This is a genomic window from Lysobacter sp. P5_B12 (genome assembly GCF_056400425.1).
Window position 1 is genome coordinate 1 of sequence record NZ_JBFULG010000007.1, and the last position, 21,155, is coordinate 21,155.

The window sequence follows — 21,155 nt, forward strand, 5'->3', positions numbered from 1 at the left end:
CGGCGGTTCCGGCCGACGCGACGCCGGCGGCTCCGGCCGACGCGACGCCCGCCCCGACGACGCCGGCGATCCCGCCCGCCAACGGCGGCTGACGTGGCGCTGCCGCGGCTGGCGCTGGTGCCGGGCGAACCGGCCGGCATCGGCCCCGAACTCTGCGTGCGTCTTGCGCAGGGGCCGCGGACGGATTGCACGCTCGCTGTCTTCGCCGATCCGGCCGCCTTGCAGGCGGCCGCCGATGCACTCGATCTGCCGCTGCGCGTGCTCGCCCCGGGCGGGCACGCGGAACAAGCGGGCGACATCGTCGTCCACCCCGTCCCCAACAAGGCGCCCGTCGCGTTCGGTCAAGCCGATCCGCGCAATGCGCGCGCCGTGATCGAAGCGCTACACCTGGGCGCGCAGCATTGCCTGGACGGCAGCTTCGACGGCCTGGTCACCGGGCCGGTGCACAAGGCGACGATCAACGCCGGCGGCATTCCCTACACCGGCACGACCGAATTGCTCGCGCAGCAAGCCGGTTGCGACGTGGTGATGATGTTGGCGAACGACACGGTGCGCGTCGCGCTCGCCACGACGCATCTGCCGCTGCGTGCGGTGCCCGATGCGATCACGCGCGATGGCCTGGAACGCACGCTGCGTACCCTGCACCGCGCGCTGCGCCGCGACTTCGGAATCGAACATCCCCGCATCGCCGTGCTCGGCCTGAATCCCCACGCGGGCGAAGACGGGCACCTGGGCCGCGAAGAAATCGACACGATCGCGCCGGTCCTGCACGCCCTACGCGCACAGGGCATGGTGATCGACGGCCCGCTGCCCGCCGACACCGCGTTCCTTCCCGCCAGGTTGCGCGAGTGCGACGCCGTGCTGGCGATGTACCACGACCAGGGATTGCCGGTGCTGAAATTCAGTGGTTTCGAAACCGCGGTGAACCTCACCCTCGGCCTGCCGTATCCGCGCGTCGCCGTCGATCACGGCACGGCGCTGGAACTTGCGGGGCGCGGCGTGGCCGATCCCTCGAGCCTGCTGGCCGCGGTCGAAACCTGCGCGCGCCTGGCGCGTGCGAAGGCGCACGCATGAGCGAGAAGCCGACCTTCCAGCGCGAAGCGAAGAAACACCTCGGGCAGCACTTCCTGCACGAGAAAGGGATCATTTCGAAGATCGTGCAGGCCGTGGATCCCAAGCCCGGCGATCGCCTCGTCGAAATCGGCCCGGGCCAGGGCGCGATCACCTTTCCGCTGCTCGATCGCCACGGCACGCTCACCGTCATCGAATTCGACCGCGACCTGATCGCACCGCTGACCGAAGCGGCGAAGCCGCATGGCGAATTGACCATCGTGCAGGGCGACGTGCTCACGGTGGATTTCACCGCGCTCGCGGGCGGCGAGCCGATCCGCCTGGTCGGCAACCTGCCCTACAACCTCTCTTCGCCGATCCTCTTCCACGCGCTCGACCACGCCCCGGTCATCCGCGACATGCATTTCATGCTGCAGAAGGAAGTGGTCGACCGCATGGCCGCCGGACCCGGCAGCAAGGTCTACGGCCGCCTCAGCGTGATGCTGCAGGCTTACTGCCGCGTCACGCCGCTGTTCAAGGTGCCGCCGGGCGCGTTCAAGCCGCCGCCGAAGGTGGACTCCGCCGTCGTGCGCATGGTGCCGCTGCCGCGTGAAGAGATCGCGGTGCGCGATCGCAAGCGCTTCGAACACGTGGTGCGCGCCGCCTTCGGCCAACGCCGCAAGACACTCCGCAACGCGCTGAACGGCGTGGCCGATACGACGATGATCGAAGCGGCGGGCCTGCGCCCGGATGCACGCGCCGAACAGATCGACGTGGCCGGGTTCATCCGCCTGGCGAACCTGCCTGCCGCCTAGCATTCAGCACCGCTCGGGCTAAACTGTCGGCATGACGAGTACCACCGATTACGCCTTCGACATCGATGTCGCCACCCGATTCCTCGACGAGGAATCCGCTCCCGACGAAGGCCGCTTCGTTTTCGCGTACACCATCCACATCCGCAATCGCGGCAAGGTGCCCGCGCGCTTGCTCGGTCGTCATTGGGTGATCACCGACGCGAACGGCAAGATCGAGGAAGTGACGGGCGAAGGCGTCGTGGGCGAACAACCCTGGCTGCGCCCCGGCGAAGATTTCGAATACACCTCCGGCGCGGTGCTGGAAACCAGCCTGGGCACGATGCGTGGAAGCTACGACATGCTCGCCGACGACGGGACGCGCTTCGCGGCGCCCATCCCCGCCTTCACGCTCACCACGCCGCGCACGCTGCACTGACGCGGCCGCACGGATGCGACGCCAATGACAACCTGGGCCATCGGCGACCTGCAGGGCTGCTACGACCCGCTGCAACGCCTGCTCGAGCGCATCCGGTTCGATCCGGCGGTCGATCGCCTGTGGTTCTGCGGCGACCTGGTGAACCGCGGCGGGCAATCGCTGGAAACGCTGCGCCTGGTGCATTCGCTGCGCGCGCAGAGCATCGTGGTGCTCGGCAACCACGATCTGTCGTTGCTCGCCATCGGTGAGCGACGTCCGGACGAACAGCGCAAGGTCAACGCCGACCTGCAGCGCGTGTTGTTCGCCGAAGACGCACGCGAGCTGCTCGACTGGCTGCGCCTGCAGCCGCTGGTGCACGCCGATCGTCAACTCGGTTGGATGATGGTGCACGCCGGCCTGGCGCCGAAGTGGACGACGCAACTGGCGCAGAAACACGCCAACGAAATCGAGCAGAAACTGCGCGGCAACGATTTCCGCAAACTGCTCAAGAACATGTACGGCGACCGCCCCGCGTGGTCGCCGCGCCTGACCGGCATGGAACGCGACCGCGCGATCATCAACGTCTTCACGCGCCTGCGCTATTGCTCGCCGCGCGGGCGCATCGCGTTCGAAGAGAAGGGCGCGCCGGGCACGCAGCAGCCGGGCCTGTACCCGTGGTACGAAGTGCCGGGCCGCGCCGAACGCGATCTGAAGATCGTGTGCGGCCACTGGTCGACGCTGGGCCTGTTCATCGGCCACGGCGTGCACGCGATCGATACCGGCGCGGTGTGGGGCGGCAAGCTCACCGCCTTGCAACTGGATACCGACGAACTGCGCCTGGCGCAGGTCGCGGGGCGCGACGTGCCGGCCTCACCGCCGAATGCGCGTCCGCCGTATCACAAGGACGACAGGGCGCGCTCGTAGTCGACGAATGCGAAGGCGAGCGCATGCTTGTCGTCGATCGCATGCGATTCACGAGACACCACGCGCCAGTCCTTCGAATCGAACTGCGGAAAGAAGGCATCCGCGCCTTCCACCACCGTGTCGACATGCGTCAGGTGCAGGTGCGTCGCCATCGGCAAGGCCAGCGCGTATACCTCTCCGCCGCCGATCACGCAAACCTCTTCGGCGGTTTCCATCGCGGCTTCGATCGATGCCACCGCTTCCATCCCGTCGAAGGGCACGCGCCCGCTGCGCGTGAGCACGAGGTTGCGCCGGCCCGGCAACGCGCGGCCGATCGACTCGGCCGTCTTGCGCCCCATCAACACGGGCTTGCCGAGGGTGAGCGACTTGAAGCGTTTGAGGTCCGCGGGCAGGTGCCACGGCAGGGCATTGCCCTTGCCGATCGCGCGGTGGTCGTCGAGGGCGGCGATGAGCGAAAGGATCATGTCGCGGAGTATGCCGTCAGAACGTCATTCCTCAGAACGTCCGTCCGATCTCCAGGAACAACACGCCGTCCCCGCCTTCGCGCCAGCCGTAGCCGAAGAGCATCGGCCCGAACCACGAATCGAAACCCAGGTACGCGCTGGCATTGAGGATGCCGTCGTTCCAGGCCATGTCCGATCGCTTCTCCCAGGCATTGCCGTATTCGATCGTCCCGCCGACCAGCGCCGAGCGCCCGAACACTTCCGCCAACTGATACGTGTAACCGACGAACACCAGGGCGTAGTCCTGCCCCGTGAGTTCGTTGGTGCGGAAGCCCGCGAGCTTGCCGCGCCCGCCGAGGCGATAGCGATCCTGGACCGGCAGTTCGCCATTGAGGGTCGCGTGGTACGACGCGCCGAATTGCATCGCGTTCCGGCCGCTCAGGGTCTTGGCCCCGATGATGTCGAAGTCGATCGAGTCGTAATCGGTGTCGCTGCCCAGGCCTTCGCGCGCGACCGTGTAGGACAGGTTCCCCCAGTAACCCTTGCGCGGGAAATACAGGCTGTCCGCACGATCGATGCTGACGAACGCGTAGGCGCGACCGCTGTCGAAATCGAAATCCGGTCGTTGCGGATCGCCCGTTTCCACTTCCGCGTGGCCCGTGCCGCGCTGGATGCCGAGGCCCGCCGCGCCGTAGTTGCCGAACTCGCGGCCGAACTGGAAGTCGACGAGGAAGGTACGCACGTCGTACTCGGCGACGTCGTTCCCTTCGTCGTCGAAGACGTGGTAGTTCGGGTTGAAGTAACCGGCACGCGTGTAGGTCATCCAGCGATTCGACTTGCCGAAGGGGTGGTAGTACTCGCCCGACAACGCCGGCTCGGTGCCCACCGTCGCGGTGACGCGCCCTTCCGCACCGTTCTCCGACAGGGGCGTGACCAGGATCGCGGCGCGCAGCGCGGTTTCGAACGTGCCCTTGAAATCACTGCTCAGGGTGAAACCGAGCTGGATGTAGTTCGGCCCCTGCGGCTTCTGGCGGGCGTGCACGCGCAAGCCGGTCTTGCCGTCTTCGCGCACGACGTCGTAGGTGATGCTCGCCAGCGTTCCCATGCTGTAGACGCGGATCAGCTTTTCTTCCATGCGTTGCGTGTCGAGCGGCTGGCCGATGTCGATGTCCATCTGCGAGAGCAGGAATTCGTTGGAATACGGCGTCTCGTTGTCGAGCTTCACGAAGGCGATCACGGGCGGCGCGCTCGCCGGCAGCGGACGGTGCTGTTGCCAGGCCAGGTAGACGTCGGGCGCGACGGACAGGCGCGCAAGTTGCGGGCGCGCGGCCGCGGCTGCGTCGTTGCCGATTTCGAGTGCACGCGCCGCCTTTTCGAAATCGCCGGTTTTCACGTCCGCGCCGAGCTTGGGCACGATCAGCACGTCGCCATCGCCCAGCGTCGCGAGCATGCGCTGCGTGTTGCCGACGGTAAGCATGCCGCTCATCTGCGACACGACCTGCAACAGGCTGGCGTTGCGATCGAGCGTTTCCAGCGGCGTGCCGACGTCCACGGCGATGACGATGTCCGCGCCCATGTCGCGCACGACATCGATGGGCACCTGGTTGGCGACGCCGCCGTCGATCAGCACGGTGCCGTCGATCTGCATCGGCTGGAAGATGCCCGGCAGCGACATGCTCGCGCGCATCGCCATCGGCAGGCTGCCCGCGCCGAGCACCACCGGCTGGCCGGTGTTGAGGTCGGTGCCGACGGCGCGGAAGGGAATCGGCAATTTGTCGAAGTCGTCGATTTCGCTCACGCCTAGCGTTTCGCGTTCGAACATCGACAGGATGCGCTCGCCCTGCAACAGGCCCGGCGAGACGCGCACGCGCCCGCCGCTGATGCCGACGCCGACCGTGGCCAGGCCATCGCGGTCGTCGTGCTTGCGGCGATACGAGCGTTCTTCGCGCGGAACGTTGTCGTCGAACAGTTGTTTCCAATCGGTGGAGAGGATCAGCTTCTCCATGTCCTGCGTCGACCGCCCCGAGGCGTACAGCCCGCCGACCAGCGCGCCCATGCTGGTGCCGGCGATGCAATCGACCGGGATGTGCAGCGCTTCGAGTTCCTTGAGGATGCTGATGTGCGCGACGCCGCGCGCGCCGCCGCCGCCGAGGGCCAAGCCGATGCGCGGGCGCGTGTCGCCCGGGCCGCGCGTGCCGCACGAGGCTTTCGCAGGCATCGCCGACGTCGCCACCGGTGCCGCCGGCTGCGCCGGCGTTTGTTGCGCGAGCACCGGACCTGCGGTCATCGACGCCAACAGCACTGCGATCCATTCCTTGCGCAGCATATGCATCCGGCCTCCTCCGCCTGGTTCGGCGAGGTTTGGGCGGATGGTATCGCCCGGCCCGGTCGGCTTGTCGAGCGTACTTTTACTGGAACCGGTACAGGCGTTGCCCCGACGGGCCGGGGTCAACTGACCGAATAGCCCTTGCCCGCCATGCACGCGCCCCAGGCGCTCCAGTACTTGGCGTGCGCATCGGACTGGGCCTGTTGCGATTGCTGCGTGCGCGCGGCCTGGTTGCGACGTGCCGCACGACCGCCCGCGACGACGCCCGCCGTCGCACCGATCTTCGCGCCGTCGGAGGAATCGCCGTTGTGCACTTCGCCGATCACCGCGCCGGCCGCGGCGCCGCGCACGGCGCCCCGGGCGCGTTCGCCCTGCGGGCCGGTGGGCGGCGGCGGCGCTGCGGCCGTCGCGGCCGGATCGATGCCGGTGTCCTGCTTGGCCCAGGTCGCGCAGGCCGCATCGTCCTGCGATTTCTGGTCGGCCGACTGGCCCTTGGCGGGATACGCGGAGGGCTTTTGCGCCGAAGCGGGAAGCACGGCGAAGGCGAGCAACACGACGGTGAAGGAAGTCAGGAACGTGCGCATGGGGAATTCCTCAGAAGCGGAAGGCGTAGCCGATCACGGGGCCGTCGAGCGTCACGCTCAGCGTGTCGCCCGCATCCTCGAGGTCGACATCGAGATAGCGGTAACCCAAGGCCCAACTGCCATGGTGGGTGTGGTACTGGCCGAGCACGCTCGCGTTCCAGGTGCCCTCGGTGTCGCCGAAGGAGCCATCGCCGCGCAATGTCAGCGACCAGCGGTCCGAGAAGGCCCACGTGTAGCGTGCGCCCGCCATGAAGTCGTAGAAGGTTTCGCCCTTGCGGATCGAACGCGGCGCGAAGGCGGGATTGTCGGGCAGGAAGTTCAGCGTGAAATCCAGGTCGATCACGCGCGCGCCGGCGAAGGCCTCGAACCCGGTGAAACGCGCGGGCCCGGGGCTCCACACGCCGGCCACTTCGATCAAGCGCATGTCGAGGTCCGACTCGGTGCGCTGGAAACGCCGCTGCGAATCATCGGCCAGGCCGAAGTACGTGAAGTCGGCGAACGCGCCGAATGCATCGCCCTGCCCTTCGCCGCGCACCTCGAACACGCCGTCGAGGATGTCGACGACATCGGGGAACGCGGTGTCCGTGCTGGCGTCGGTCGGCGGCGTGTTCGTGCGCATGTCGGTGCCGATGCTCGCCGCCCAGGCGTAGGGCGCCACGACCCAATCCCAGCTGCCGTCGGGCGCCGCCGCGCTGGCGGCGAAGGGCGACAAGCACAGCAAGAGACCTGCAACACCTGAGCGCAACCGATCCATGCCGTGATTCCTCTTCTGGTGGAAGAGGATTCTTTCGGACGCAGTCGACGCGCGACATTGGCCCAAAGGGCAACGAGCGGCCGAATCCGGCGCAATGGAGTGCGAGATTTCGCGCTTGTACTTTTCGCGCCACCTGCCCGATCCGGCGCGCCTATGCTCGGCCGATGCCGACCCTGCGCCATCGTCTCCGCCGCCAGCTCGACGCGGGCCTCGCCACGCCGCTGCTCATCTGCGCGATGGGCGCGGCGCTCTGGTTCGTTTCGCAGCACTGGCACGAGCGCGCGTTCATGCTGCTGGGCWTGGGCGCGATCGCCGTGCTGTCGATCCTCGACCTGCGGCGCCGGCGCCGCCACGATGCGAACGAACGCACGCTGCAATCCATCCTCGACGCCGTCCCCGACATCCTGTTCTTCAAGGACACCACGCTGCGCTATCGCCGCGTGAACCGTGCGTTCGCCACGACCTTCGCGCGCGAGGTCGAATCCATCACCGGCCGCAACGACCGCGAGTTGTTCGGCAAGCGCCTGCACGACCGCTTCGTCGTGCAGGACCGGCAGTTGCTGGTTTCCCGGGAAGCGCGCACCTTCGACGAGCGCATGCGCATCAACGGCGAATTGCGCGACGTGCGCGCGCGGAAGCAGGCGGTGTTCGATGCGCGGGGGCGCGCGATCGGCATCGTCGGCATCGCGATCGACCGCACCGAGGAGCGGCGCGTGCAGCAGCAACTCGCGCACGCCGTCGAACAAGCGCACGCCGCGGCGGCGGCGAAGAGCCGTTTCCTGGCGATGATGAGCCACGAGATCCGCACGCCGATGAACGGCGTGCTGGGCATGATCGATCTGCTCGGCGACACCCCGCTGCAACCCGCGCAGAAACGGCTGCTCGACAGTTGCCGCGCGTCGTCCATCGCGCTGCTCACCATCCTCGACGACATCCTGGACTTCTCGAAGATCGAGGCCGGCAAGCTGGAACTCGAACACGTGCCGGTGGCGCTGCGCCCCTTGATCGACGAGGTGTGCGCTTCGCTGGCGCCACAGGCGATGGCGCGCAACGTGCGCATCGGCGTGCAGGTTCGCGGCGACGTGCCGCCCTGGATCGTCGGAGATCCGGTGCGGCTGCGGCAGATCCTGCTCAACCTCGCTGGGAACGCGGTGAAGTTCACCGGCGACGGTCGCGTGGACGTCGAGGCGCGCGTGGACAGCAGCGCATTGCAACTGCGCGTGCGCGACACCGGCATCGGCATCGGCATGACCGCCGAAGCGATGGCGCAGTTGTTCCGGCCCTTCGAACAGGCCGACGCGGCCACCACGCGCCGCTTCGGCGGCACGGGCCTGGGCCTGAGCATCGTCAAGCGCCTGGCCGAATTGATGGGCGGCACCGTCGCCTGCGAGAGCACGCCCGGCGCGGGCAGTTGCTTCACGGTCGCCTTGCCGCTCGTGGCCGCGGCCATGCCGGCGCGCAGCGCACCCGCGGCCACGGCCGCTGTCCCGCCGCGCGGGCTGCGCGCGCTGCTGGCGGAGGATCATCCGGTCAATCGCGAAGTGATCGCCGGCCAACTCGCCAAGCTCGGCTGGGAGTGCGACATGGCCGAAGATGGCGAGGCCGCGTGGGCGGTGTTATCGGATGCGGCGCTGTCCACGCGCTATGCCGCGCTGATCACCGACTGTCACATGCCACGTCTGGATGGTTACGGACTGGTCGAACGCGTGCGTGCGCAGGAAGCGTCGCGGCAACGTGCGCGGCTTCCGATCCTCGCGCTCACCGCCAATGCGATGCAGGGCGAACGCGAGCGGTGCCTCGCCGCCGGCATGGATGCGTATCTCGCCAAGCCCTTCCAGGTCGACAAGCTGGCGGCGGCGCTCGCTGCGCTGGTGGTGCGCGCCGCCTGACTAGTCGTGCGTCACGTGGTTCAGGCGCGCGAATGCGATCAGCGCCGGCAGATTGTCCAGGGCCAGCTTGCGCATCAGTTTGTTGCGGCAGGCGCTGACGCTCTTCGGCGTCAACGCCAGGTCGAAGGCGATCTCGCCGTTGCTCCGGCCTTCGGCCAGGCCCTTGAGGACGCCGTACTCGCGATCGCTCAGGCTGCCGAGCAAGGTGTCGTCGTCCTGCACGCCCTGCCCCGCGCCGGCCGTGACCACGGGGCGGAAGAAACGCTTGCCGCGCGCGACCAGGTCGATGGCCAGCGAGAGATCGGCCAGCGAATCGGTCTTCGGAACATAGCCATCGGCGCCCGCGCGCAACGCACGCAGGCCGCCGGCGCGTTCCTCTTCACCCGACAGCACCAGCACGCGCGCGGGCACGTGCTGCGCGCGCAGGCGTCGCAACACGGCGACGCCGCTGCCGGGGAGTTCCAGGTCCAGGATCAGCGTGACGGGGTGCGTCGCGGTCGTATGCGCATGCACCGCCGCGATCGCGGTTGCCGCATCGGTGCACTCGGCGACGATGCGGAAACCGCCCGGCGGCAACGCGTCGCGCACCGCGCGGAAGACGATGGGATGGTCGTCGGCAACGACGAGTCGATGCATGGCCGTTGGAAGCAGCGCGCGCGATCTTGCGCGCGGACCCAGCGTGCCAGCGGCGCGGGATGCGGAACAACCGACAAGTGCGGCATCGCGTAACCGCGGCGAAACGAAAACGGCGCGCGTTCAGGCGGCGACTTCTGCGTCCGCTTCGATGTGGATGGCGATGCGCACCAGCTCGGCCACCGAATGCGCCTGCAGCTTGTGCATCATGTTGGCGCGATGCGCTTTCACGGTGCGCTCGCAGGTGCACAGGGCCGCCGCGATCTGCTTGTTGAGGCGCCCCGCGGTGACCTGTTCGAACACCGCCCGTTCGCGCACGGTGAGCGTCAGGAAACGCTCGCGCATCGCGCGGCGGCGGCAATCGAGTTCCCGCTGCGCCTGGCTCCGCTCCACCGCCTTCCCCACCGCGACGAGCAACGCCTCGCGCTGGATGGGTTCGGCGACGAAATGCACGGTGCCGCGCTTGAGCGCGAGCACGCTCATCGGCAAATCGCCGTAGGCCCCCATGAAGACGACCGGCAACGCGTCGTGGCGATACGCCAACGCCAGTTGCAGGTCGAAACCATCCGCCCCCGGCATGCGCACGTCGAGCAGCACGCAGCCCGGCGCCGACGGCCACGCCGCAAGAAATCCGCGCGCACTGGCATGGCAGCGCACCGCGAATCCATCGGCCTCCAACATCCGCCGCAAGGTTTCGCGCACCGATGCATCCTCGTCCACCACGTGGACCAGGCCCTCATCCATCACCACCGCGTTGACGCCTTTTTCGAAATCCGCGAGCCCATTCATTGCCCTGTCTCCCTGCCGATTCGTCCCAGAGGTGACGACAGTTCCAAACTACGCGCGATTAGGTGGAAACAGCTATTGGGAAACTTCCCCGAATTCCCTGAGGTTTTCCCCGATGCACGTTTTTGCCGCCTTGCATGGACGCAAATCCGCCACGATGCTGGGCTCGCTGACCAGCACCGGAGTTCGCATGCCGCATCGCATCCTCGTCGTCGACGCGCATCCGCTCAATCGCCTCGTCGTTGCCGAACAACTGACCACGCTCGGCCATGCGCCGCTGTGCGTCGACGATGCGGAACAGGCGCTCGCACTGCTCGATGCGTCGCGGTTCGACCTCGTCCTCACCGCATGCCGCATGCCGGGCAGCGATGGCTTCTCGCTCGCGGTGCGCATCAACGACCTGGCGATCGCGCGCGGCGTCGATGCGTGTCCGATCGTCGGCTACAGCAACGACGCCGCGCTCGATACGCCCCTGTCGATGCAGACCGGCATGCGCGCGTGCCTGCCGATGCCGATTCCGCTGGCCACGCTCGACACCCTGCTCGGCACCTTGTTGCGCACGCGTGCGCCGGAGCAGGCGCGTGCGCGCAACGTGGCGCAATGGGAGCTGTTCGTCGGCACCTCGCACCAGGACTTGCGCCAGGCGCGCGCGGCCTTGCGCAACGGCAACCTCGCGCAATTGCGCGCGCTGTTCCATCGCATCGGCGGCGCGGCGATGATGCTCGGCGAAAACGATGTCGCGGCCGCGTGCGCGCGCGGCGAAGCCGGTTGCGAAGAGTGGAGCAAGGCGGCGCTGGAAGCGGCGCTCGACCTGGTCCAGGCGCAGCTCGAGGCCGCGGCGTCGCTTCAGTGCGAACCGAGCAGGTAACCCAGTCCGATCTGCGAGAGGTAGTGCTTCAGGTCGGTCTTGGAATCCAGCTGCAATTTGCGCAGCGCGTTGTACTTGTGCGCGGTGACCGTCTTGTAGCTGCGTTCGCTGTCGAGCGCGATCCCGTGGAGGTGGTGCCCGCTCGCGAGCGCGACGATGACGCCGCGTTCGCCCGGCGTCAGCAGGTGCCAGGGATGTTTGCGCGCGACGTCCAGGTCGATGCGGGGATCGACGAACACCTGTCCACCGAGCACGACGCGGATCGCATCGAGCGCGACTTCCGGTCCGCTGGCCTTCGACACGAAGGCCCGCGCGCCGGCGGACAAGGCCTGCTGCGCCAGCATCGGCTGGTTGGCGCCGGTGTAGGTCACGACTTTCAGGCCGGGCCGCAGCGCGACGACGCGTTCGAGCAGCGGGATGCTGCCGACGGCGCCGGGCATGAACAGGTCGAGCACGAGCAACGCGCACGGCACGTCGGTGGCCAGATGCGCGAGCAGTGCGTCGCTGTCGACGACGATGTCCACGTCCTGCAGCGTCGATGGGAACGCAACGCGCAACATTTCGCCGAGTGCGACGCAGATGATGGGATGATCGTCCGCAACCAGAATGCGCATGTGCGAGCCCTGAAACCTCGGCGCCGGCGAGCATACGCCCGCAGGATGACGGGTCAAAGGCTCCCTTAAGGGCAAGGACGCTTCAGACCGCGATCGGGGCCTTGATCGCCGCGTGCGGGGTGTAGCCGCGAATCTCGAAATCTTCGAATCGATAGTCGAAGATCGATTCCGGTTTCCGCAGGATCGCCAGCTGCGGCAGCGGTCGGGGCTCGCGCGTGAGTTGCAGGCGCGCTTGCTCGAGGTGGTTGTTGTAAAGGTGGACGTCGCCGCCGACCCAGACGAATTCGCCGACGTCCAGGTCGCACTGCTGCGCCACCATGTGCACCAGCAGCGCGTAACTGGCGATGTTGAACGGCGTGCCGAGCAGGAAATCCTGGCTGCGCGCCATCAACATGCACGACAGGCGGCCGTTGGCGACGTAGAACTGGAACAGGGTGTGGCACGCGGCCAGCGCCATGCGGCCATCGCGGACGTTGTCCTGCGGGCTGCGGGATTCGTCGGGGAGATATTCGACGTTCCAGGCACTGACGATGTGGCGGCGCGAGTTGGGTTTCTTCCTGATCCCGTCGATCAGCGCGGTGATCTGGTCGATCGTCCCGCCATCGCGCGTGGGCCAGCTGCGCCACTGCGCGCCGTAGAGCGGGCCGAGGCTGCCCTCGTCGGTCGCCCATTCGTCCCAGATCGTGACGCCGCGCTCGCGCAGGTATCCGACGTTGGTGTCGCCCTGCAGGAACCACAGCAGCTCGTGGATCACCGACTTCAAGTGCAGCTTCTTGGTCGTCACCAGCGGGAAGCCTTCGCGCAGGTCGAACCGCATCATCCGTCCGAACACGCTCAGCGTGCCCGTGCCCGTGCGGTCGCCCTTGGGCGTGCCGTGCTCGAGGATTTCGCGCATCAGGTCGAGGTACTGGCGCATGGGACGCTCCGTGGAATCAGGCGACGCGGGGCTGCAGCGTCGGCGCGCGGCGCGACATCCACAACCAGACCAGGCCCAGGACGATCAGCGGCAGGCTCAACACCTGGCCCATCGTCACCCAACCGAACGCGAGGTATTGCAGTTGCGCATCGGGCACGCGCACGAACTCCACGAGGAAACGGAACACGCCGTAGAGCAACACGAACAGGCCCGCCACCGCATAGCGCGGCCGCGGCTTGCGCGAATACACCCACAACACGGTGAACAGCACCAGCCCTTCGAGGAAGGCCTGGTACAGCTGCGAGGGATGGCGCGCGAAGGCATTCAGCGCACCGCTGTCGAACAACTCGCGCAGCGCATCGGGCGGCAGCGCGCGGTACTTGGCATCGAGCGAAGAAGGAAACACCACGCCCCAACCCGCGCCGGTTTCCTTGCCCCACAACTCGCCGTTGATGAAGTTGCCCAAGCGCCCGAACCCCAGGCCCGGCGGCACCAGCGGCGCGATGAATTCCAGCGTGTCGACCACATGCAGCGCGTGCTTGCGCGACCACCACCACACGGCGGCGACCACGCCCAGCAAGCCGCCGTGGAAACTCATGCCGCCTTCCCACACCTTGAGCATCTGCAGCGGATGCGCGATGTAGGTGTGCAGGTCGTAGAACAGGATGTAGCCGAGGCGGCCGCCGAGCACGACGCCGACCATCGCGTAGAACATCAGGTCGCCGAAGCCCTGCGCATCCACGCCCGGCAGGCGACCGGCGCGCACGCGGCGATTGCCCAGCCACCAGGCGACGCCGAAACCGAGCAGGTACATCAAGCCATACCAGTGGATCTTGAGCGGGCCGATCGCGAAGGCGATGGGGTCGGCCTGGAGCAGGTACGTCAGGTCGTGCAAGGCGTCGAATCCGTCGGCGGGGACGCCCAATTGTGCAACATCGGGCGTCAGAGGAAGCGCGGTTTGTTCGGCAGCTCGTCGCGATCCTCGCGGCCGGCGATGCGCGGCGCATGTTCGGCCAGCAGGCCGGAGATCGCCTCGATGCCGCGCACGATCGCGCTGCCCGGATCGTCGGAGCGCAGCCCCGCTTCGATCGTCGTGCAGACCGCGCGCCAGGCCGCCGGATCCACGCCGCGCAGCCCGCGGTCGGCCACGATTTCCAGCCGGTGGTCGGCCAGCAGGACGTAGAGCAGTACGCCGGTGTTGCCTTCGGTGTCCCACACGCGCAGCTTGGCGAAGGCCTGCTCGGCGCGTTCGCGCGGATCGGTGCCGCGCAGGACATGGCGCCAGTGCAGCGCCGGTTCGACCGCGAAGCAGATTTCGCCCGAATGCTGCAGCTCGCTGGCGTCGATGGCCGCGGTGATGCGCGCCATCGCGTCGGCCGGCAGCCAGGCCTGGGCGGAGGGTGCGAACAAGTGACGGAGCAAGCGCATCACCAACTCCCGGAGGCGCCACCGCCCCCACTCATGCCGCCGCCGCCCGACCAACCGCCGCCACCGCCGAATCCGCCACCGCCGCCGCCGAATCCGCCGCCCATGCCGCCCCAACCGCCATGGCGCGCGAAGCGGCCGCCCGGTCCGTTGCCCGCCAGCCCGATGAACAGACCGATCACCCCACCGATGCCGCCCGCCAGCAGGCTCGCGGCGATCAACCAGGCGATGCCACCGGCGACGCCGCCGCCGACGATCCCGCGAACGCCCGCCGGCAGGAACCCGAAGATCCCGCGTGCCACTTGCGCGACGAGGAACGCGGCGAACAACGCGAACAGGAAGTTGTGTCCGCCGCCGCCCTCGCGCGAGGGAGCGTTGTCGGCCATCGGCGCGGGCAGGGGTTCGCCGTCGATCAGTTTCACCAGCGCGGCGCTGGCATCGATCAGGCCGCCGCCGTAGTCGTTGGCGCGGAATTTCGGCACGAGGTATTCCTGGATCACGCGGTTGGCGATCGCATCGGGAATCGCGCCTTCCAGCCCGTACCCCGGTTCGATGCGCACGCGGCGGTCCTCTTTCGCGACGACGATCAGCACGCCGTCGTCCACGCCCTTGCGCCCGAGCTTGAACTGCTCGAACGCGCGCACGGTGTACTGCTCGATGGTTTCCGGTTGCGTCGTCGGCACCACCAGGATCTGCAGTTGCGATCCCTTGCGTTTTTGCAGCGCGCGCGCCTGCGCATCGAGCACCGAGACCTGCGTGGCATCGAGCGTGCCCGTCGTGTCGATCACCGGCTTGTCGAGCGCGGGGATCGCGGCGAGTTGTTGCGCGAAGGCCGGCGCGCATGCGAGCAGCAGGCACGCCAGCCACGTGGCGATCGAACGGCGCATCAGCGCGATGGCGTCAATGCGTCGAAGCGGCCGGCGGCGCGGTGGCGCCGAAGTCCACGCTCGGTGCGTTGGAAATCGCGGCCTCGTTTTCGACCGTGAAGTTCGGCTTTTCCTTGTGCCCGAACATCTTCGCCGTGAAGTTCTGCGGGAACTGGCGGATGTACGTGTTGTAGTCCTGCACGGTCGTGATGTAGCGGCCGCGCGCGACCGTGATGCGGTTTTCCGTGCCTTCCAGTTGCGCCTGCAGGTCGCGGAAGGATTGGTCGGACTTGAGGTTCGGGTAGTTTTCGGTCACCACCATCAGCCGCGAGAGCGCCTGGGACAGATCGCCCTGCGCCTTCTGGAAGGCGGCCAGCGACGCCGCATCCTCGGCATTGACGTTGATCTGGCCGACTTTCGCGCGCGCTTCGGTCACGCGGATCAGGACTTCCTTCTCCTGCGCGGCATAGCCCTTCACGGTGTTGACCAGGTTGGGAATGAGGTCGGCGCGGCGCTTGTACTGGTTCAGCACTTCCGACCAGGCGGCCTTGGTCGCCTCGTCCTTCTGCTGGATCTGGTTGTAACCGCAGCCCGAGAGCAGGGTCAGCACGAAGACGAGCAGGAGGGCGCGCAGGCCCATCGAAACGTTCGACGTGGGGCGCAGGGACATCGATCGCATGGGGGTGGACTCCGCGTGGGGGACGCGGCATTCGAACACCGGCGGTGTGTCGTGGCAATCAAGACGTTTCGCCGCGCCCCGGCCGGGGCGCGGGCCGTCAGGGTGCGAGGCTCCGCCGCGCGGCGCGGTGCCGGGCCCAGAGGTTCAGGCATTCGACCAGGGCCGAGAAGCCCATGGCGCCGTAGAGGTAGCCCTTCGGGATGTGCATCTCGAAGCCGTCGAGCAGCAGGTAGGCACCCACCAGCACGATGAAGGCGAGCGCCAGCATCTTGATCGTCGGGTGGCGTTCGATGAAATGGCCCAGGGGCGTGGCGGCCATCAGCATCACGCCGACCGCGAGCAGGATCGCGCCGACCATGATCGTGGTGTGGTTGGCCATGCCGACCGCGGCGATGACCGAATCCAGCGAGAAGACGATGTCGATGATCGCGATCTGCGCGATCACCATGCCGAAGGACGCCAGCGGCTTGGTGTGGATGTCTTCCGATTCGTCCTGGCCCGCGACGAGGTCGCGGATTTCCATGATGCCCTTCACCACGAGGAACACGCCGCCGAGGATCAGCACCAGGTCGCGCATCGAGATGCCCTGGCCGAACAGCGTGAACAGATCGGCGGTGAGGCCCGCGAGCCACGCCAGGGTGAGCAGCAGCAGGATGCGGGTGATGCACGCGACCGCGATGCCGAACTTGCGCGCCTTCTCCCGCTTTTCGTGCGGCAGCTTGCTGACCGCGATCGAAATGAACACGAGATTGTCGATGCCGAGCACGATCTCGATCGCACTCAGGGTGAACAAGGTGAGCCAGGCCTGTGGGTCGGCCAACCAATCGAACATCGGATTCCTCTACGTATTCGGTTACAGCGTCTTCAGAAGTACCGCGCGCCCAGGATCAGGCCCCACACCAGCAGGAAATTGAGCATCAGCACGAACACCGCCGCCGAGCCCATGTCCTTCGCGCGCCCGGCCAGCTCATGGAATTCCGGGCCATACCGTTCGATCACCGCCTCGATGGCCGAGTTCAACAGTTCCACGCCGATCACCAGCAAACCGCTGCCGACCAGCAGCGCGCGTTCGACGCCCGACTGGCCGAGCCAGAGGCCCAGCGGGCCCAGCACGGCGAAGAGGTAGACCTCGAGCCGGAACGACGACTCGTGGAGCCACGCCGCCCGCAGGCCCTGCATCGACCACGTCGCGGCTTTCAGGATCCTTCCCGGACCGCGGGGCATATGCCCGAATTGGTCGGCCATGAACGATCTTCGGACGCGGCGAACCGCAAGAAGCCGGGATTCTGCCACGTCGGCCGGGGCGCGGCGACCGCGAAACGTCCCGGTCACCGACCCATAACGTTGGGCGGCGCACGGTGCCGGCTTGCCGAGCCGGAGGCGCCGCCATGGCCGTCAGCCCCATTCCCGAGGGGTATCACACCGTGAATGCCTACCTCATCGTCGACGATGCGGCCCGGGCCATCGATTTCTACACCGCTGCCTTCGGCGCGAAGGAGCTCTACCGCCTGCCCGTTCCCGGGCCCGACGGCGCCGAACGGGTGGGCCATGCCGAGATCCGCATCGGCGATACCAACCTGATGCTCTGCGACGAATGGCCCGACATGGGCGCGCTCGGCCCGAAACGCCGCGGCGGTGCGACGACGAGCTTCGTCATCTACGGACCCGACTGCGACGCGGCCTTCAACCAGGCCGTGAAGGCAGGGGCCTCCGTCGACAAGCCGATCGCCGACCAGTTCTGGGGCGACCGCATGGGCACGGTGATCGACCCCTTCGGCCACAAGTGGACGCTGGGCACGCACAAGGAAGACGTCTCGCCCGAAGACCTCGCCTCGCGCATGAAGGAATGGACGAAGGCGCAGTACGCGCAGGCCAACATCGCCTGAGGCGCGCGAGGCTTCGCCAATCTGCCGATTGCTGTTGACGCGTGTTGCGCGAGCGGCAGACTTGCGCGCATGGCGCGCCCGCTTCCGCAATTGCATTCGGTTCCCGTCGCGAACGTCTCGCTCGCGGGGCTGGCGGCATTCGGGTTCACCGCGCTTGCGGTCCAGTGGATGCGCGTCGACCTGGATTGGGTGTTCGCGCCCCTGAGCTTCTATCTGGTCGGTGCTTACGGTGCGTTGTTGAAGACCGCCTATGCCGGTCTCGCGCTGTCGCTGACGCTCATCGGCCTGCAGTTCTTCCGGGCGCTGCGGCCGGGCGCCCGCAGCGATCTGGCGCCCTGGTTGTTCGGTGCGGCGTCGGTCTCGATCCTGGTGACCGCCTTCGCCGACACGCACCTGCCGGGTGCGCCGCGAACGACGTCGGGATACGTGCATGCGATCGCGGCACCGATCGCGTTCCTGGCCGCCACCGTGGCGATGCTGCTGCAGTCCTGGCACTTGCGATACGACCCGGCGTGGCGGCACCGCTTCGCGCCCGCGTTCGCGCTGGCGCTGGCCTGTTTCGCGGGGCTGTGGATCCACGCACTGGTGCGCGAATGGCCCCGCGGGCTCACCCAGCGCTGCGTGATCGCATCGATCCTCGCGTGGTTGTGCATCGCCGCGGCCTGGTTACGGTCCGCGGCGCGCACTCAATCCTTGGCCGCTTCGTCGCGATAGATCGCCGTGCCGCGCGAGCCGTCGGGCTTGATCCAGGCGCGATACATGCCCGCGGTGTTGAACGGCATCGCGATGTTGCCCTGCGCGTCGAGTGCGATCGCACCGCCGTCGCCACCCATCGCCGGCACGATCTTGTCGACGACTTCCTCGGCCGCCACGGCCAGCGCATCGCCCCTGTAGGCCACGCGTGCGCAGATGTCGTGCGCGACCGCGGCGCGGATGTAGAACTCGCCCCAACCCGTGCCCGACACGCCGCAGCGCGCATCGGCCCAGGTGCCCGCGCCGATGATCGGCGAATCGCCCACGCGGCCGTAACGCTTGTTGGTCATGCCGCCGGTGCTCGTGCCCGCGGCGATGTGGCCCTGCGCATCCAGCGCGACGGCGCCGACGGTGCCGAAGTGCGTTCCGGGGAAATCGATGCCGGCCTGCTTGTTCGCCTTCTCCGCGGCCTGCGCGTCTTCGAGCTGCTTGCGACGGTTATCGGTGTCGAACCAGGAATTCGGCACGCGTTCGATGTCGGGCTGCGTATCGGCGAACTTCTCCGCGCCCGCGCCGGCGAGCATCACGTGCTTGGAATGTTCCATCACCGCGCGCGCGAGATTGATCGGGCTGCGCACCGTCGAAACACCGGCCACCGCACCGGCGCGTTGCGTGTGCCCTTCCATCAGCGAGGCGTCGAGTTCGTGGTGCCCGTCGGCGTTGAACACCGCGCCCTTGCCCGCGTTGAAGCGCGGGTCTTCCTCGAGTACGCGGATGGTGGCGACGACCGCGTCGAGCGCGGTCCCGCCCTTCGACAACACCGCGTTGCCCGCATCGAGCGCCTTGTCGAGCGCGGCGCGCACCTGCGCCTCTTCTTCCTTCGACATCGAACCGCGTTCGATCACGCCGGCGCCGCCGTGGATGACGAGCGCGGTCTTCGGTTTCGCGGTTTCTTCAGCGTGCAGGGGCATGGCGGCGGCGAAGCAGAGCAGCGTGGCGAACAGGAGGGACGTGCGCATGGCGGGCACCGGCTGGTTTGGCGCCGAGCATAGCCCGATCAGGGCGCAGGCTGCAGCGTGAAGACCTGCCGCTCTTCGAAGGGCGCGCCCCGTGCCTGCGCTTCGTATCCGTGGTCGGTCGCCAGGCGCTGCAATTCCGGCCACTGCGCATGCTGCGCGACGAAGACAGTGCCCGAGTCGGCGAAAGCCTCCACCACGCCGCCATCGAAGCGCCGGCCATGAACGGGTGCATCGGCATGCATCGCGCGCGTCCTGCGTTCGACGTGCACATCCAGGTGCAGATGGAGGCCCCAGCGTGGCGTGTCGTCGACGAACACCACCTTGCGCACGACGACATCGTCGACGCGTGCGTTCAACGCCTTCGCCCACGCCGACGCATCCTGCGAGGTGGGCCAATGGGCGGCGACCAACCGCACCGCCAACAACCCCGCGACCCAAAGTGCCAGCCATCTCCAGCGCGGCCATCGCCCATCGACGCGCGCGATGGCGACCGCGATCGGCACGAACAAGGGCAGCACGTACAAGGGAAGCCGCGACTGCGCGAAGCAGAACACGAGCAAGGGCAGCACCACCCACGCCAGCAGCAAGACATCCTTCGCGTCGGCGGCGCGCGTGGCCGCATCGCGCCATCCGCGCAGCCGACACGCGATGCGCCAACACCATCGGCCGAAGGCCAGCGTCCAGGGCAGTGTGCCGAGCACGAGCATCGGCCCGTACACGATCGCCCACCCGAACGCGCCGCCATTGCGCGCGAAACGGTCGGACGCCATGCGATCCACGACTTCGGCGCCGAGGAAATACGCGAGCAGCCCTTCGTGCCGGGCGACGACCACGACGTACCACGGCAATGCGATCCCAAGGAAAAGCGCGACGGCGCCCGCGTGCCAGCGCCACGACAATCGATGCCCCGACGGCGCCCACCACGCCAGCGCCGCCACCGCCAGCAACGGCAACAACGCCGGCGGCCCCTTGATCAGGAACCCGACGCCGAAACCCGCCCACGCGCCGAGCCACCCAACACCGCGCCATCGCGCGTCGCCGAACCGCGATTGCACGAAGGCCGCCATCGCCAGTGCTTCGGCCGCCGCGAGCGGGAAATCCGTCGTCACCAATTGCGCGGCGCTCGCGGGCGCGAGCATCGTCGCGAACACGAGACAAGCCTTCGCACCGCGGCCCGGCGCGCAATGCCGCGCGATCCAACCCACGCAGGCCACGCACGCCACGAACGCCAGCGCGATCGGCAACCGCGCCGCCCACGCGTGCTGGCCGAAGGCCGACACGCTCGCGGCGATCAACCAATACGTCATCGGCGGCTTGGTCCAGTGCCCGGTGATTTCGTTGCGCATCGGCACGAGCCAATCGCCGCGATCGAGCATCACCAGCGCGACGTTGACGTAGCGGCCTTCATCGGGCTCCCATAATCCGCGCGTGCCGAGAAAGGCGAACGCGAGCGCGAGCACGACGACGCCGAGCACACATGCGCGGCTGCGGGTCGTGGGAATCGGAGGCATGGCGCGACGCTACGGACGCGCGCTTGCCCGCACTACGTGGTTGCCGACGCGATTGCAGCGGAGAAACGTCTCCGCTGCGA

General features: G+C 67.9%; 24 protein-coding genes. 8 read left to right on the forward strand and 16 right to left on the reverse strand.

Going from position 1 to position 21,155, the window contains the following annotated elements:
* Window positions 1-93 precede the first annotated feature (93 nt).
* From pdxA to AC1DOM_RS11745, 4 genes are read left to right on the forward strand one after another with little or no spacing between them, the layout of a single operon-like run.
* Window positions 94-1,074, forward strand: a complete 981-nt coding sequence (gene pdxA / locus AC1DOM_RS11730; protein ID WP_498963483.1) for a 4-hydroxythreonine-4-phosphate dehydrogenase PdxA — start codon at window positions 94-96, stop codon at window positions 1,072-1,074.
* Window positions 1,071-1,865, forward strand: coding sequence for a 16S rRNA (adenine(1518)-N(6)/adenine(1519)-N(6))-dimethyltransferase RsmA (rsmA, locus tag AC1DOM_RS11735; RefSeq protein ID WP_498963485.1), 795 nt, complete (start codon window positions 1,071-1,073; stop codon window positions 1,863-1,865). The genes pdxA and rsmA overlap by 4 nt, the downstream gene beginning before the upstream one ends.
* Window positions 1,866-1,896: 31 nt before the next feature.
* Complete coding sequence (gene apaG, locus AC1DOM_RS11740; RefSeq protein ID WP_498963487.1) at window positions 1,897-2,280, forward strand: Co2+/Mg2+ efflux facilitator ApaG/CorD; 384 nt, start codon at window positions 1,897-1,899, stop codon at window positions 2,278-2,280.
* A gap of 24 nt (window positions 2,281-2,304) precedes the next feature.
* Window positions 2,305-3,183 carry a symmetrical bis(5'-nucleosyl)-tetraphosphatase gene (locus AC1DOM_RS11745; protein WP_498963489.1) on the forward strand — a complete coding sequence of 293 codons (879 nt, stop codon included), beginning with the start codon at window positions 2,305-2,307 and terminating at the stop codon, window positions 3,181-3,183.
* On the opposite strand, the gene AC1DOM_RS11750 is transcribed toward AC1DOM_RS11745, so the two are convergent.
* From AC1DOM_RS11750 to AC1DOM_RS11765, 4 genes are all read right to left on the reverse strand, one after another.
* On the reverse strand, window positions 3,156-3,647 hold the full coding sequence (locus AC1DOM_RS11750; protein WP_498963491.1) for a dihydrofolate reductase: 492 nt from the start codon (window positions 3,645-3,647) through the stop codon (window positions 3,156-3,158). The genes AC1DOM_RS11745 and AC1DOM_RS11750 overlap by 28 nt on opposite strands.
* 31 nt (window positions 3,648-3,678) lie before the next feature.
* Window positions 3,679-5,958 (reverse strand): patatin-like phospholipase family protein, encoded by a 2,280-nt coding sequence (locus AC1DOM_RS11755; protein WP_498963493.1) that lies wholly within the window; start codon window positions 5,956-5,958, stop codon window positions 3,679-3,681.
* Window positions 5,959-6,074: 116 nt separating this feature from the next.
* A complete protein-coding gene (locus tag AC1DOM_RS11760; RefSeq protein WP_498963495.1) occupies window positions 6,075-6,536 on the reverse strand; it encodes a glycine zipper family protein in 462 nt (153 codons plus the stop codon).
* A gap of 10 nt (window positions 6,537-6,546) precedes the next feature.
* Entirely contained in the window at window positions 6,547-7,290 is a 744-nt protein-coding gene (locus AC1DOM_RS11765) for a hypothetical protein (RefSeq protein WP_498963497.1), read from the reverse strand.
* 164 nt (window positions 7,291-7,454) lie between these two features.
* Here AC1DOM_RS11765 and AC1DOM_RS11770 point away from each other — a divergent pair, with 164 nt between their 5' ends.
* Window positions 7,455-9,179, forward strand: coding sequence for a PAS domain-containing sensor histidine kinase (locus AC1DOM_RS11770; RefSeq protein ID WP_498963499.1), 1,725 nt, complete (start codon window positions 7,455-7,457; stop codon window positions 9,177-9,179).
* On the opposite strand, the gene AC1DOM_RS11775 is transcribed toward AC1DOM_RS11770, so the two are convergent.
* Entirely contained in the window at window positions 9,180-9,815 is a 636-nt protein-coding gene (locus tag AC1DOM_RS11775) for a response regulator (RefSeq protein ID WP_498963501.1), read from the reverse strand.
* Window positions 9,816-9,935: 120 nt separating this feature from the next.
* Window positions 9,936-10,601: a response regulator transcription factor gene (locus tag AC1DOM_RS11780; RefSeq protein ID WP_498963503.1), complete on the reverse strand. Its 666-nt coding sequence runs from the start codon at window positions 10,599-10,601 to the stop codon at window positions 9,936-9,938.
* A 187-nt stretch (window positions 10,602-10,788) separates the two neighbouring features.
* Between AC1DOM_RS11780 and AC1DOM_RS11785 the strand changes: the two genes are divergently transcribed.
* Window positions 10,789-11,466, forward strand: a complete 678-nt coding sequence (locus AC1DOM_RS11785; protein WP_498963505.1) for a response regulator — start codon at window positions 10,789-10,791, stop codon at window positions 11,464-11,466.
* Here AC1DOM_RS11785 and AC1DOM_RS11790 read toward each other — a convergent pair.
* The 8 genes from AC1DOM_RS11790 to AC1DOM_RS11825 all read right to left on the reverse strand — a co-directional run bounded on the left by AC1DOM_RS11790 (window position 11,445) and on the right by AC1DOM_RS11825 (window position 17,211).
* Window positions 11,445-12,080 carry a response regulator gene (locus AC1DOM_RS11790; RefSeq protein ID WP_498963507.1) on the reverse strand — a complete coding sequence of 212 codons (636 nt, stop codon included), beginning with the start codon at window positions 12,078-12,080 and terminating at the stop codon, window positions 11,445-11,447. The genes AC1DOM_RS11785 and AC1DOM_RS11790 overlap by 22 nt on opposite strands.
* An 82-nt stretch (window positions 12,081-12,162) precedes the next feature.
* Entirely contained in the window at window positions 12,163-12,996 is an 834-nt protein-coding gene (gene thyA, locus AC1DOM_RS11795; RefSeq protein WP_498963508.1) for a thymidylate synthase, read from the reverse strand.
* Window positions 12,997-13,012: 16 nt separating this feature from the next.
* Window positions 13,013-13,882 (reverse strand): prolipoprotein diacylglyceryl transferase, encoded by an 870-nt coding sequence (gene lgt, locus AC1DOM_RS11800; protein ID WP_498963852.1) that lies wholly within the window; start codon window positions 13,880-13,882, stop codon window positions 13,013-13,015.
* A 56-nt stretch (window positions 13,883-13,938) separates the two neighbouring features.
* Window positions 13,939-14,424, reverse strand: a complete 486-nt coding sequence (locus AC1DOM_RS11805) for a TPM domain-containing protein (RefSeq protein WP_498963510.1) — start codon at window positions 14,422-14,424, stop codon at window positions 13,939-13,941.
* On the reverse strand, window positions 14,424-15,308 hold the full coding sequence (locus AC1DOM_RS11810; protein WP_498963512.1) for a TPM domain-containing protein: 885 nt from the start codon (window positions 15,306-15,308) through the stop codon (window positions 14,424-14,426). Before AC1DOM_RS11810 ends, AC1DOM_RS11805 begins: the two co-directional genes overlap by 1 nt.
* A gap of 13 nt (window positions 15,309-15,321) precedes the next feature.
* Window positions 15,322-15,927: a LemA family protein gene (locus AC1DOM_RS11815; RefSeq protein ID WP_498963853.1), complete on the reverse strand. Its 606-nt coding sequence runs from the start codon at window positions 15,925-15,927 to the stop codon at window positions 15,322-15,324.
* A 136-nt stretch (window positions 15,928-16,063) separates the two neighbouring features.
* The gene (locus AC1DOM_RS11820; RefSeq protein WP_498963514.1) at window positions 16,064-16,798 is read right to left on the reverse strand and encodes a TerC family protein; all 735 of its coding nucleotides are present in this window, start codon (window positions 16,796-16,798) and stop codon (window positions 16,064-16,066) included.
* A 32-nt stretch (window positions 16,799-16,830) separates the two neighbouring features.
* Entirely contained in the window at window positions 16,831-17,211 is a 381-nt protein-coding gene (locus AC1DOM_RS11825; protein WP_498963516.1) for a diacylglycerol kinase, read from the reverse strand.
* Window positions 17,212-17,354: 143 nt separating this feature from the next.
* Between AC1DOM_RS11825 and AC1DOM_RS11830 the strand changes: the two genes are divergently transcribed.
* Together AC1DOM_RS11830 and AC1DOM_RS11835 are read left to right on the forward strand one after the other, a co-directional pair.
* Window positions 17,355-17,852, forward strand: a complete 498-nt coding sequence (locus AC1DOM_RS11830; protein WP_498963518.1) for a VOC family protein — start codon at window positions 17,355-17,357, stop codon at window positions 17,850-17,852.
* Window positions 17,853-17,921: 69 nt separating this feature from the next.
* Complete coding sequence (locus AC1DOM_RS11835; protein WP_498963520.1) at window positions 17,922-18,566, forward strand: DUF998 domain-containing protein; 645 nt, start codon at window positions 17,922-17,924, stop codon at window positions 18,564-18,566.
* Here AC1DOM_RS11835 and AC1DOM_RS11840 read toward each other — a convergent pair.
* Together AC1DOM_RS11840 and AC1DOM_RS11845 are read right to left on the reverse strand one after the other, a co-directional pair.
* Window positions 18,539-19,564, reverse strand: coding sequence for an isoaspartyl peptidase/L-asparaginase family protein (locus AC1DOM_RS11840; protein WP_498963522.1), 1,026 nt, complete (start codon window positions 19,562-19,564; stop codon window positions 18,539-18,541). The genes AC1DOM_RS11835 and AC1DOM_RS11840 overlap by 28 nt on opposite strands.
* 38 nt (window positions 19,565-19,602) lie before the next feature.
* A complete protein-coding gene (locus tag AC1DOM_RS11845) occupies window positions 19,603-21,075 on the reverse strand; it encodes an ArnT family glycosyltransferase (protein ID WP_498963525.1) in 1,473 nt (490 codons plus the stop codon).
* Window positions 21,076-21,155: the final 80 nt, after the last annotated feature.

Coding starts and splice junctions, on each gene's coding strand:
- apaG (WP_498963487.1), top strand. CDS start 1,897: ATGACGAGTACCACCGATTACGCCTTCGACATCGATGTCGCCACCCGA.
- AC1DOM_RS11780 (WP_498963503.1), bottom strand. CDS start 10,601: ATGAATGGGCTCGCGGATTTCGAAAAAGGCGTCAACGCGGTGGTGATG.
- AC1DOM_RS11745 (WP_498963489.1), top strand. CDS start 2,305: ATGACAACCTGGGCCATCGGCGACCTGCAGGGCTGCTACGACCCGCTG.
- AC1DOM_RS11810 (WP_498963512.1), bottom strand. CDS start 15,308: ATGCGCCGTTCGATCGCCACGTGGCTGGCGTGCCTGCTGCTCGCATGC.
- AC1DOM_RS11765 (WP_498963497.1), bottom strand. CDS start 7,290: ATGGATCGGTTGCGCTCAGGTGTTGCAGGTCTCTTGCTGTGCTTGTCG.
- AC1DOM_RS11805 (WP_498963510.1), bottom strand. CDS start 14,424: ATGCGCTTGCTCCGTCACTTGTTCGCACCCTCCGCCCAGGCCTGGCTG.
- AC1DOM_RS11760 (WP_498963495.1), bottom strand. CDS start 6,536: ATGCGCACGTTCCTGACTTCCTTCACCGTCGTGTTGCTCGCCTTCGCC.
- AC1DOM_RS11840 (WP_498963522.1), bottom strand. CDS start 19,564: ATGCGCACGTCCCTCCTGTTCGCCACGCTGCTCTGCTTCGCCGCCGCC.
- AC1DOM_RS11785 (WP_498963505.1), top strand. CDS start 10,789: ATGCCGCATCGCATCCTCGTCGTCGACGCGCATCCGCTCAATCGCCTC.
- AC1DOM_RS11790 (WP_498963507.1), bottom strand. CDS start 12,080: ATGCGCATTCTGGTTGCGGACGATCATCCCATCATCTGCGTCGCACTC.
- rsmA (WP_498963485.1), top strand. CDS start 1,071: ATGAGCGAGAAGCCGACCTTCCAGCGCGAAGCGAAGAAACACCTCGGG.
- AC1DOM_RS11825 (WP_498963516.1), bottom strand. CDS start 17,211: ATGGCCGACCAATTCGGGCATATGCCCCGCGGTCCGGGAAGGATCCTG.
- AC1DOM_RS11820 (WP_498963514.1), bottom strand. CDS start 16,798: ATGTTCGATTGGTTGGCCGACCCACAGGCCTGGCTCACCTTGTTCACC.
- AC1DOM_RS11830 (WP_498963518.1), top strand. CDS start 17,355: ATGGCCGTCAGCCCCATTCCCGAGGGGTATCACACCGTGAATGCCTAC.
- AC1DOM_RS11755 (WP_498963493.1), bottom strand. CDS start 5,958: ATGCATATGCTGCGCAAGGAATGGATCGCAGTGCTGTTGGCGTCGATG.
- thyA (WP_498963508.1), bottom strand. CDS start 12,996: ATGCGCCAGTACCTCGACCTGATGCGCGAAATCCTCGAGCACGGCACG.
- AC1DOM_RS11815 (WP_498963853.1), bottom strand. CDS start 15,927: ATGGGCCTGCGCGCCCTCCTGCTCGTCTTCGTGCTGACCCTGCTCTCG.
- AC1DOM_RS11750 (WP_498963491.1), bottom strand. CDS start 3,647: ATGATCCTTTCGCTCATCGCCGCCCTCGACGACCACCGCGCGATCGGC.
- AC1DOM_RS11775 (WP_498963501.1), bottom strand. CDS start 9,815: ATGCATCGACTCGTCGTTGCCGACGACCATCCCATCGTCTTCCGCGCG.
- AC1DOM_RS11835 (WP_498963520.1), top strand. CDS start 17,922: ATGGCGCGCCCGCTTCCGCAATTGCATTCGGTTCCCGTCGCGAACGTC.
- AC1DOM_RS11845 (WP_498963525.1), bottom strand. CDS start 21,075: ATGCCTCCGATTCCCACGACCCGCAGCCGCGCATGTGTGCTCGGCGTC.